5 protein-coding genes are annotated in these 11,449 nt (G+C 64.6%); 2 read left to right on the top strand and 3 right to left on the bottom strand.

What is annotated here, in order from left to right; all coding sequences use genetic code 11:
* Together ACF8EA_RS05195 and ACF8EA_RS05190 are read left to right on the top strand one after the other, a co-directional pair.
* On the top strand, window positions 1-1,446 hold a 1,446-nt coding region (locus tag ACF8EA_RS05195), incomplete at its 5' end, for a thioesterase domain-containing protein (RefSeq protein ID WP_392521225.1).
* A gap of 37 nt (window positions 1,447-1,483) precedes the next feature.
* Window positions 1,484-2,362, top strand: a complete 879-nt coding sequence (locus tag ACF8EA_RS05190; RefSeq protein ID WP_021785466.1) for a formylglycine-generating enzyme family protein — start codon at window positions 1,484-1,486, stop codon at window positions 2,360-2,362.
* 57 nt (window positions 2,363-2,419) lie between these two features.
* On the opposite strand, the gene ACF8EA_RS05185 is transcribed toward ACF8EA_RS05190, so the two are convergent.
* The 3 genes from ACF8EA_RS05185 to ACF8EA_RS05175 form a co-directional block, all read right to left on the bottom strand.
* A complete protein-coding gene (locus tag ACF8EA_RS05185) occupies window positions 2,420-4,912 on the bottom strand; it encodes a TonB-dependent siderophore receptor (protein WP_392521224.1) in 2,493 nt (830 codons plus the stop codon).
* A 307-nt stretch (window positions 4,913-5,219) separates the two neighbouring features.
* A complete protein-coding gene (locus ACF8EA_RS05180; protein WP_392521223.1) occupies window positions 5,220-8,396 on the bottom strand; it encodes an amino acid adenylation domain-containing protein in 3,177 nt (1,058 codons plus the stop codon).
* The coding region (locus ACF8EA_RS05175) for a condensation domain-containing protein (protein ID WP_392521222.1) at window positions 8,393-11,449 on the bottom strand (3,057 nt) is incomplete at its 5' end. The genes ACF8EA_RS05180 and ACF8EA_RS05175, both read right to left, overlap by 4 nt.

Genomic DNA, 11,449 nt, shown 5'->3' with positions numbered 1-11,449 from the left:
TTCCGCATCGAGCTGGGCGAGATCGAAGCCCGCCTGCAGGCCCAGCCGCAGGTGCGCGAGGCCCTGGTGCTGGCCCAGGAAGGCGCGACCGGCCAGCAGCTGGTGGCCTACCTGATACCCGCTGCCGAGGTAGCGCTGGAGCAGCAGGCCGGGCTGCGCGCGCAGCTGCGCGAACAGCTGAAGGAAGCGCTGCCGGACTACATGGTCCCGGCGCACCTGTTGCTGCTCGACCGGTGGCCGCTGACGGCCAACGGCAAGCTCGACCGCAAGGCCTTGCCCAAGGCCGATGCCAACCTGTTGCAGCAAGCCTACAACGCTCCCCAAGGCACGCTTGAACAGGCCTTGGCCACGTTGTGGCAAACCGCGCTCAACGTCGAACGTATCAGCCGCGACGATCACTTCTTCGAACTGGGTGGCCACTCGTTGCTGGCTATCCAGCTGCTGGCCAGCATCAAGCAGGAACTGGGCCTGGCAGTGCGTATCCAGGACCTGCTCGCCTACCCCCGCATCGACCTGCTGGCCGCACATCTGGGCCGTGAGCATGCCTCTGCGAGCCCGTGCATCGTGCCCCTCAACCGCCCGGCCACACCGCTGCCTGCATTGTTCTGTATCCACCCCAGCGGCGGCATGGTCTTCAGCTATCAGCCGCTGGCCCGCTGCCTGGAGCAGCAGGCTTGCGTCTACGGCGTGCAGCACCGGGGCGGCAGCCCGGCGCCGGCCGAACAGCAGGGCTGGCAAGCAATGATCGCCGACTACACCGCACAGATCCGCCAGGCACAACCGTCCGGGCCGTACCGCCTGATGGGCTGGTCGCTGGGCGGCAGCATTGCCTGGGACATCGCCCGGCAGCTGGAACAGGCCGGCTGCGAGGTCGCATTCCTGGGGCTGGTCGATAGCACCCTGCCCGAGGCGCAGTTAAGCCGCGCCGCGTTCCCCCATCACTCCCCTCGCCCAGCCCGCCACAGCGATGCACCGGGCCAGCGCGAGCTGCAAGACACCGTCGAGCTGTTTGGGCTGTTGTTCCCGCAGGCCAGGCAGGCCGCCACCGAGCAGCTGCACGCCAACCCTACTCAGGACGTCAAGGCGTTCTACCAGTGGGCCACGGCGCACCTGGCTGACGCTGGCACCGATGTCCAGGGCGTGCTGGCCAGTGCCAAGGCCCAGATCATGAATGCCCAGGCGTTCGACATCCACGATCAGCTGGAAGCGAGCTTCGCCGATTTCACCCTCACTCCGCTCAGGGTCAAGCCCAGCTGCTGGTGGTCGCAGGTGCACAAGAGCGCAGCACACATTCACGCCGCCGAGCAGGTCATCCGCCAGTTCTGCGCAGGGGGTGAGCTGGACGTTTCGCTGCCTTCACCCTACCCACACGAAACCATGATGCTGGAGCAGCCCCTGATCGACTCGTTCATCGAGGCGTTCGGGCGTAGCTGCCCGGCACCCTGAATACCCCGTCACACCTGCCAAAAAGGAAACGTTCGCCATGAAGTGCGCCCCCTACACCGTCACCGGCCTGGCCCTTGCCCTGGCCATGGCGGCCTGCCCGCTACTCGCCCAGGCTGCCGGCAAGACCCCGGGCGAGGTCTTCCAGGATTGCAAGGCCGGCTGCCCGGAAATGGTCGTGCTGCCTGCGGGCAGTTTCGTCATGGGCACGCCGGATGACGAGCCGGGCAAGCAGCCCGACGAAGGCCCGCAACATACCGTGACCTTCGCCAAACCCTTCGCCATCAGCCGCTTCCAGGTCACCGCCGGCGAGCTGGATGCCTATATCAAGGAAACCGGCGTGGTCATCAAGGACGGTGATAAACGCCCAGGGCGCCTGTGCCAGGCCAGCAAGCCTCGCTACCCGCAAGGGCCGCGCCAGCCGGCAGTGTGCGTCGATTACTACGAAGTGCAGGCCTATGCGCAGTGGCTAAGCAAAAAGACCGGCCACACTTACCGCATGCTCAGCGAGGCCGAACGCGAGTACGCGGCACGGGCCGGCTCCACCGGGCCGTTCCCGTTCCCGTTCGACGAAGAAGGCGATTACCAGATCAGCAAGCACGCCAATACCTACGGCCCCAAGGACGGCTACAGCTATACCTCACCGGTTGGCAGCTACCCGCCCAATGCCTTTGGCGTCTATGACATGCACGGGAACGTGTATGAATGGGTCGCCGACTGCTACCACAAGGACTACGTCGGCGCGCCCAGCGATGGCAGTGCCTGGATGGAGGCTGACGGCGGGCTTTGCCAGGCGGCGCACATGCGCGGTAATGACTGGGGTGAAGCGCCGATCTTCTCGCGTTCGGGCAATCGCAATGATCGCGAACGCACGGTACGTGGCGACTTCCTGGGCTTTCGTGTAGCGCGGGAGCTGTGACCTGGCGCAGGCCATCTGGGCGGGGTACCCGCCAAGATGGCCTGCGTGGCCCCAGGTTCAGAACTGCGGGGTGTATTTGACCGAGAACATGAAGTTGCGAGGGTCGCCGTAATAGTTGTTGGCAGTGACGGCCGCATACGACGGAATGTAGTAGACCTTGTCGAAGATGTTGTTGAAGTTGACCGCCAGGCTGACTTCGTCGCTGACCTTGTAACCAAGGCGCGCATTCCAAATGGTGAAGCCGGGCGAATCGAACTTGCGATCAAAGGCAACGGTACTGCTCTGGCTGTTGAAACCGCCGCCGACACTAAAGCGGCTGAAGTCACCAGGCAGGGTGTAGTCCGTCCACACCTTCACCGAGTGTTTCGGCGTCCAGGTGGAGAAGATCTTGCCCTCGTTCGTGTTGTCCTTGAGGTACTTGGTGGTGTTGTAGACGTAACTGGCCGACGCTTGCAGGCCTGGCAGCACCTCACCGTTGATCTCGGCTTCAAGGCCTTGGCTACGCACTTTGCCGGACGCTTCCGAGCATCTGGACCCATCACAGATTTGCGTGACATCCTGAACCGGCACCGCTCGGTTCTCGTGGTCATAGCGGAACAGGGCAACGCTGGTATTGACCTGGCCATCGTAGAGTTCCCCCTTAAGACCGAGTTCGTAGTTGCTGCCAACGATCGGCTCGATCGTGGAGCCACCGACGCCCTTGGCACTCTGCGGGATGAAGACGTCGGCATAGCTGGCATAGGCCGACCATTGCGGGGTCAGTTCATAAACCAGCCCCACATAAGGCGTCACGACACCGTTGTTGGCCTTGGAAGCCGGGCTGTCGTACTCATGAACACCGGCCTGATAGACCTGAGAGTCGTAATCGTAGGAGTACCAGCTGGTACGCCCACCGAGGATCAGGGTCAGCGGGTCGGTCAGCTTGACGCGCCAGGTACCGTAGATACCTTTCTGCACGATCGTGTACTGGCTGTCGGTACGCGTGCCACGGGCCGCCAGGCTGTCGTAGTTCTCGAAGGGCAAGTGGTTGTCGAGATCGAAAATGTTCGCCCCGGCGCTGCGCACCACCGCCATGGTGTTGTCGCTGGTGAAGCGTGAGTAGTTACCGCCGAACACCACTTCCTGGTCGAAGCCAAACCCGTTGAAGTCGCCATCGACGAACATGTCCAGGCCGCGGCTGTGGGAGTTGAAATCGGTGGCGTAGCGCCAGTCGAACAAGCCGGACCCATCGTTGGCCAGGCCGGTCGGGGCTACCACGTAGGCGTAGGTCATTTCGTTGCGCTCGTTGATCGCCACCGCCGCGGTCTTGAACTTCCAGTGGTCGTTGAAGCGGTGCTCGAGGTCGACATACAACGCCAGCTGCTCGGTCATGCCGCGGTTCCAGTCGGAGCCGGTGAATGTCGAGCGCGACAAGCCTACGTCGCGGCCGTCACTGAAGCGCGGCAAACCTGCGACCATGGGCGTGAAACGCGTCTTGCGATCGCTGATGCCGACACCGAGGGTGGTGTCTTCAGACAGGTCGAAGTCCAGCGCACCGTAGACCTTCTGTTCCCAGCCGCCCACATAGTCGATGAAAGAGTTGCGCGTATCGTAGTCGACCACCGCACGCCCACGTATGTTGCCCGCCTCGTTCAGCGGGCCGCCAACGTCCACCTGGGTGGCATAGTGGTCCCAGGAACCGGCCTGGGCGGTCAGGGTGACCGTCGGCTTGGCCTGGCCGCGCTTGCGTACGAAATTGATCGCGCCGCCCGGGCTGTTGGCCCCTTGCAGCAGTGCAGCACCGCCACGCAGCAGTTCGACACGGTCATAGAATGCCGTCGGTTCGGTCAGGTAGCTGCCCAGCGCATAGATGCCACGGGTCATGGGCACGCCATCGTACTGCAGCGAATCGATTTCAAAACCGCGGGAGGTGATAAAGCCGCCGGTGCCCGGGCTTTTGGCGAAGGTCATGCCCGGCGCGTTGGCCAACAGCGTCGGCAAGTCGGTGATGTTCTGGTCATCCATGCGCTTGCGGGTCATCACAGACACGCTCTGCGGAATATCCTTGAGCTTGTGTTCGCTCTTGCCGATGGTGACGCCACCGGTGGTATACGAGTTGCTGCCTTCGGTGGTCACGCCCAACGTGTTGCCCGTGATGCTGGTGGCATCCAGTTCCAGCGCCGAGGACGCAGCGCGCTCACGCCGCACCAGGGTCAGGGTATCGCCCTCCAGGCTGTAGCTGACCGGCAAGCCGCGCAACAGCTTGGCTACTGCCGCGTCGACGGTGTAGCTGCCACGCACTTCGTTGCCACGCAGGTCGGCCATTTCCGAGGCGTTGTAGATGAACTGCACATCGGCCTGCTCACCAAGCGCACGCAGGGCGTTGGGCAGCGACTGGGCAGCGATGTCGAAGTTGACCCCCTGAGCCCAGACCTGGGCGGCCATGGGCAGCATCAATGCGGCGCCCAGCACCCCTTTACCGAGCAACGCCCGGGATGAGCGGGCGCTGATCGAGCGGGACATGCAAAGCGCCTTGGCCAATGGTTTGAACTCGAAAAATCCTGCTGGCATGGTATTTCTCTATTTATATCGGGTAATGAAATCGTCCCGCGCCCGCCAACGGCCTCCAAACGGCCGAGCTGCCCATCCTCCCCCGGGCAGATCCCGCGACAGACGCCTGACACGCAAGTCAAAACGGCTTGCCACGTGTGGCTTTCAGCGCGCTCCTACATAAGACGCATCACCCTGGAAAATCCAGAATGAGAATTTTTTGCATTAGTATCTTGCCGGCATCCTTCCACGCAATCGGCACGGCAGTACGGGGAGGCAATGCAAAAGACCTCAGGGGCGGGTTGCCCGCCCCTGGGCGTGGTGAGGCTTAGCGGCTCTTTTCCAGCAGCCGGGCTTTTTCTTCAGGGCTCATGCTGTCGAGCCGCAGACGAGCCTGGGCCAATTTGAGCAACTGGCCAGGGTTGGCTTCGCGCTCGCGCAGCGCCTGGGCAAGGGTAGCAACCGTCGGGTGGTCGAAAATGACACCCGGATTGATGTCGCACTGCAGCGACTTGCGGATACCGGCCGCCAGCTTGATGACCAGCAGCGAATGCCCGCCCAGTGCAAAAAAGTCCTGCTCGATGCCCACTTGCTCCAGCCCCAGCAGTTGCGCCATGCGCTGCGCAATCACGGTTTCCAGTGCATCACGCGGGGCCAGCAGACCCGCCGCAGGTTCATTGCCCACCTGCCGCAACGCTTGCCGGTCGAGCTTGCCGTTGCCCAGGCGCGGCAACCGCGGCAATGCCTGCAGGGTACGCGGCAGCATCACCGCCGGCAGTTGCCGGCCAAGGTACTCGCGTACCGCGTCCAGGGCAGCCGCCGTGGCCTCGTCGCGCAAGCTGACATACGCGCTCAGCGCTTCTCCATCGCACAACACCGCCGCCTCGACCACCTGCGGTGCACCCGACAGCTGTGCCTCGATCTCCGCCAGCTCGATGCGGAAGCCGCGTATCTTCATCTGATGGTCGCGCCGGCCTTGCAGCTCGATAGCACCGTCCGGGCGATAGCGCGCCAGGTCGCCGGTGCGGTAAAGCCGTTCGCCTGCCACGAACGGGCTCTCGACGAAAGCCGGCTGGTCACTCTGCACGGCTTGCAGGTAGCCGCGACACACCTGCTGCCCACCGACATACAGTTCGCCCAGCATGCCGGTGACCGCCAACTGCAAGTGTTGATCCAGCACATAGACCTGGTTATTGGGCAACACCTGCGACAACCCGAGGGTGCCAGTCGGCACCGCCCGTACCGGGTGCACCATGACCCCGACCGTGGTTTCGGTCGGGCCGTAATGGTTGAACAGCTTGCAGTCCGGACGTATCTGCAACAGGCGCTGCAGCAACGCCGCGCTCGGGGCTTCACCCCCCAGGATGACGGTGGCCGGTACTGCCGGTGCCTTCGCCTCCAGCAGCGCGCTTAGGTGCGACGGTACGATCTTCAGGCAGTCGATTGCCTGCTGCTTGAGGTATGCAGCAAACAGTTCGGCATCCTTCATCACCTCGTCGGCGGCCACGTGCAGTGTCGCGCCCACATACAAGGCAGCGAACAGCGTGGTATGGCCAAGGTCGGCCGACACGGTCGAGCCGAAGGCGAAATGACGACAGCCCTCCAGCGCCAGCGTGTGGCACACGCCTGCGGTGTAGTTCAGCAGTTGCCGGTGCTCGACCACCACGCCTTTGGGGGTGCCTGTCGAGCCCGAGGTGAACAGGACATAGGCGGCATCGCTGGCGCTGGCTGCATGTGGTTGCAGCCGTGCAGTGTCAACCGCCAGCGGGTACAGGCTGTCAGGGCTCAGCGCCTCTATGCCCTGCTCACGCAGGCTGGCCACCGCTGCCGGTTCGACCAGCACCTGCGTGGCCCCGGCCTGTGTCATCAGGCGCACCTGCCGGGCAACGGGCCAGTGCGGCTCCAGCGCCAGGTAGGCCGCGCCGACACGCCAACTGGCCAACATCGCCACAACCCAGTCCAGCGAACGCGGCAGCGCCAGTGCCAGCACCGCCCCGGGTTGCACGCCAGCCTGCTGCAGCGCCAGCGCCAGGCGCTGCACTGTCAGCTCCAGTTGGGCGTAACTCAGGCCCGCGTCACCTGCGACCAGTGCCAGCGCGTCGGGGGTGTCGATTGCCCACTCGCTGATCTGGGCCGCCAGTGATGTCGCGGCCAGTGGTTGCGGCGCGGGGTTGATCGACAGCAGGCGCTGGCGCTCGGCTTCACCCAGCAGGTTCAACTGCCGCAGCGGGCGGTCCGGCGCCTGAACGATGCTGCGCAGCAACTCGATGTACTGCTCCAGCAGGCCTTGCATGCCGCGCGCACTGTAGCGCCCGGCCAGGTAATCCAGGCTCACGGTAATCGGTTGGTCAGCACCCGCCGCTAAGCAAATGCGCAGCTGCAGCTCAATGCCCGCCGGCAGGCGTGGCGCCAGTAGCTCGCCCTGCCAGCACAGCCCGCCGGCAACCTGCGGCGCCATCGCCGGAGTAGTGGAAAACGCCACGGTCGGCACGGCTGTGGGCACCCATTCCGGTACCCAGTACTCCTGCCACGCCACATGCTGCTCCAGCGCGGCGCCGAGTGCTGCAAGGTGCTCGCCGAAACGGGTTTCGTCAGCCCACTGCAGGCACAACGGCAATAGCTTGCTGAACGCCCCCGCACTGTTCGCGAAGTAGTCATAATCCTGTCGCGCATCGTGCTGCCATGCGCCCAACAACCGGTTGCTGTCGCCAAGCCGGCCCAGCAAGCCCCACCAGGCCGCCTGCAGCAGCGTGTCCAGGCTGGCCTTACGGGCGTCGGCCAAGCGTTGCAACTGCCCCTGCAAGGCCAGCGGCAGATTCACCTGATGGTGTGCCTGGTGTGTCGCTGGCTGGTCCTGGCGATAGGCTGGCCAAGGCGCGCTCATGCCCTGCTCCGTTGGCATCAGGTGCCCTTGCCAGTAGCCACGGGCTGCCGCTGCATCCTCATCCTGGGCCACTTCGGCACGCCACTCCAGATACTGCCCGAAAGCTTCAGGCAGGTCTTCATCCGACCCGGCTGGCGTGTCATACAACGCCGTCAGGTCACGGTACAGCATGGCCATGCCCGCCTCGTCGCAGGCAAAGCCCGCCACCCCCAGCCATAAATGCCACTGCCCGGCTTCGGCGGCCGGTACCAGCAACGCCTGGGCGGCTGGCAGCTGGTCGATTTCGAAGCGCTGCCGCAGCCAAGGCTCAAGCAGTGCCGGCGCATCTGCCTCGGCCTGCACTGCCAGCGTCAGGGCTGGCCGCCGGGCGCCGATGAACTGGCGCATGCCGCGGTATCCCGAGGCAGTGCCCAGGCGCCCGGCCAATATCGGGTGGCGCTCGACCAAGCGCTCAAGCGCCTGGCTCAGGCGCGCCGGGTCCGGCTGGCCCTGAACGCTGATCTTCAGCAGCGTCGCGGCCTGTGACCAGTCCGGGCAAGCGGGCAAGGCATCGAGCCAGTGTTGCTGGTCGACGGTCAGGGCAAAACCGATGTCGTCGGCCTGGTCTACGTAACTGTTCATTCCTCGGCCTCCTCGGTCGCCATCACCTGCATGGCCGCAGCCGCCTCCAGCGCTGCCCGGTCGAACATGTCGCCCATCGCCACGACGATCTTGCGCGGCCCCTCGTACGGGTCACGGGCATGCGCCGCCAGCATGTTGTCGACCAGGATCACGTCGCCTTTCTGCCATTGGAACCGCACGGCGCAGGCTTCATACAGCTCGCCGATCAGTTGCATGTCTTGGTCTGAGATCGACGAACCATCGCCGAAGTACACATGCCGTGGCATGCGCTCCAGGCCGAACATGGCCAGCAGGTCTTCACGCGCATCGGGCTCCAGCCAATAGATGTGGTGCAACTGCACCTGGTTGAAGAACGAGCGTGCGCCGGTGATCGGGTGCGTGATGATCGCCGGGCAACGGGTACGGGTCTGCAACTCGTCGTTGTCCAGCCAGCGCCATTCGATGCCAGCGGCACGGCAACGGGCCTCGACCTCGGCGCGGTCATCGGTGCGGAAGAAATGCTGCCATGGCACGTCGAGCTTGTCGGCGAACGTGCGCACATACAGCAGCCCTTTGTCCTCGAGGGTTTGCCGCAGTGCCTGCGGCAGCTTTTCGTACATCAGGCGGCAGTCGACCACCGGCGTGGCACCGCCGACCGGCGAAGGCTGCTCGCAATAGAACATCTGCTTGCGCGGCCAGCTGTCCTGGTGCGCACTCTCGTTATGGAACAAGATCATTTTGTTTTCCGGGTACGGCGTGGAGCGGTAGGTGTTCTTGCCCCCCTCCTTCTTCGGCAGGTCACCGTATTGGCCATAAAGCCCCGGCTGGACCGCTTCGGCGAATGCTTCGAACCCCTGGATACCCTCCAGGGCAAAGCCGCGGAACAGGATCCCCGCATGCTCGCCCAGCTTGCGCTCGACCAATGGCCGGTTGTTGCGCACCCACTCGATCAGGTCGATCGATGCGTCGCCAGGCTCGACGAGCAACGGGAACGACTGGCCTGGCACCAGCAGCGACTCGCGCACCGCAGCCCGTGGCGGTGCAGCTGCAGTGGCGCCGGCAGAGCGCTTGAGGAATTTGCCCAGCTTGTCGGCCTTGCTGGCCGGGGCGCTTACCGGTGTGCTGCCGGCCAGGCCGCCACCCTGTAATGGAACGTTCATCGCTTGCCACCTCATATCCTGAACACTGACGATCTGTTCGAGCATCGCGATCCATGCGCTGACGAGTCGCTGGATATGCTCTTGCCTGAAAAGCGTTGTCGCAAACTGCCAGTTGCCACTGAGCTGCCCGGCCTCCTGTTCGATGAACAGGGCCATGTCGAACTTCGAATACAGCGCCGGGGCGGGCAGCGCCTGCACGGTAATATCGGCCAGGGCTTCGCTGCGTACGGGCAGGTTGTTCATCACGAACAGCACCTGCACCAGCGGGTTCATGCCGCGCACCCGCGGGGCGCCATGGGCCTCGACGATCATGTCGAACGGCAGGTCCTGATGCTCCAGGGCCGCGAGCAAGGTGCGCTGGGTGCCCTGCACGAAGTCACCGAAGGCCAGCCCATCACTCACCCTGGAACGCAGCGGCAACACATTGACGAAGAAGCCGATCAGGCCTTCCAGTTCGCGGTGCTGCCGGCCTGCGGTGTCGGCCCCGACCAGTACGTCATGGGCACCGCTGGTCTGGTGCATCAACCACTGGAACGCTGCCAGCAGCGTGCTGTACAGGGTCACCCCGGCCTTGGCCGCGAACTGGCCAAGCGCATCGGTCAATGTTGGCGACAGGCTGAAGTCCACCGCACCGCCGGCATGGGAGCCCTGCTCGCTGCGCGGCTGTTCCAGTGGCAGGTCGAGGCGGCCGGCATGGCCCGCCAAGGCCTGCTGCCAGTAGCTTGCCTGGCGCTGCAGCTCACCCGCCTGCTCGAGGGCCTGCTGCCACAAGGCAAAGTCTGAATACTGCAGCGGTAACGGCGCCAGAAGATGGGTCTGCCCTGGGGCGCTGTGACGGTAGATTTCAACCAGGTCGCGGACCAGCACGCCCATCGACCAGCCGTCGGAGATGATGTGGTGCATGGCGAAGAACAGCACATGCTCCTGGTCTGCCAGGCGCGCCAGACGGCAGCGCAACAACGGCGCATGCTCCAGTGCAATCGGGGTGCTGGCGTTGGCCAAGGTGGCTTCGGCGATGCACCGTTGCTGCTCCTGCGGGCTGAACCCGGACCAGTCGTCGAGGGCGATATCCACCTCGATCTGGTCGGCAATCAGCGCCAGCGGATCACCCTCGTCGTCCTGCACGTAGGCCGTACGCAACACTTCATGTCGCTGCGCCAGCGCGTTCAGGCTGTTGCGTAACACCTCGACCTGCAGCGGCCCTTGCAGGCGCAGGGCCAATGGCATGCCGTAGGCAGCGCTGCCCCCGGACAATTGCTCGGCAACCCACAAGCGCCGCTGCATCAACGACAACGGTGCGGTGGCTTTTTCTCCATGGGCCAATAGCTCGACACCGTGCGCGGTCGCAGCCTTGCCTGCGCCGCCGAGCGCTGCCAGCAGGCGCTCCAGCACCGGGTGATCGAACAGGTCACGCAAAGTCACTTGCATACCCGGCAGCTTGCGCATCCGCGATACCGCCTGGGTGGCCAGCAACGAGTGGCCACCCAGCTCGAAGAAGTGGTCGCCAAGGCCCACCCGCTCAAGGCCGAGCACCTCCTGCCAGATACCCGCAACATGCTGTTCGAGCGGGGTTTGCGGCGCCCGGTAGGCCTGCTGCAGGGCGCTGTTGTCGGGCTTGGGCAAGGCCTTGCGGTCGAGCTTGCCGTTGGCGGTCACCGGCCAGGCCTGCACCTGCAGGATGTGCGTCGGCACCATGTAGTCCGGCAGGCTGCCCTTGAGCTGCTCGCGAAGGCTGTCGCGCAGTGCGGCGGCGTCCACCGCCATGCCCTGCTCCTCGGCCAGCACGTAGGCCACCAACTGCTGGCCATGCCCGCTGTCCTGGGCCAGCACCACCGCCTCGCGCACCTGCGGGTGCTCCAGCACCCGTACCTCGATCTCACCCAGTTCGATACGCAGCCCCCGCACCTTCACCTG

Origin of the sequence: Pseudomonas sp. YQ_5 (assembly GCF_043103305.1) — a bacterium.
In the GTDB taxonomy this organism is placed as follows: domain Bacteria; phylum Pseudomonadota; class Gammaproteobacteria; order Pseudomonadales; family Pseudomonadaceae; genus Aquipseudomonas; species Aquipseudomonas putida_Y.
Note: the sequence above shows the minus strand (reverse complement) of the source record. Positions and strands in the feature narration are given on the sequence as shown.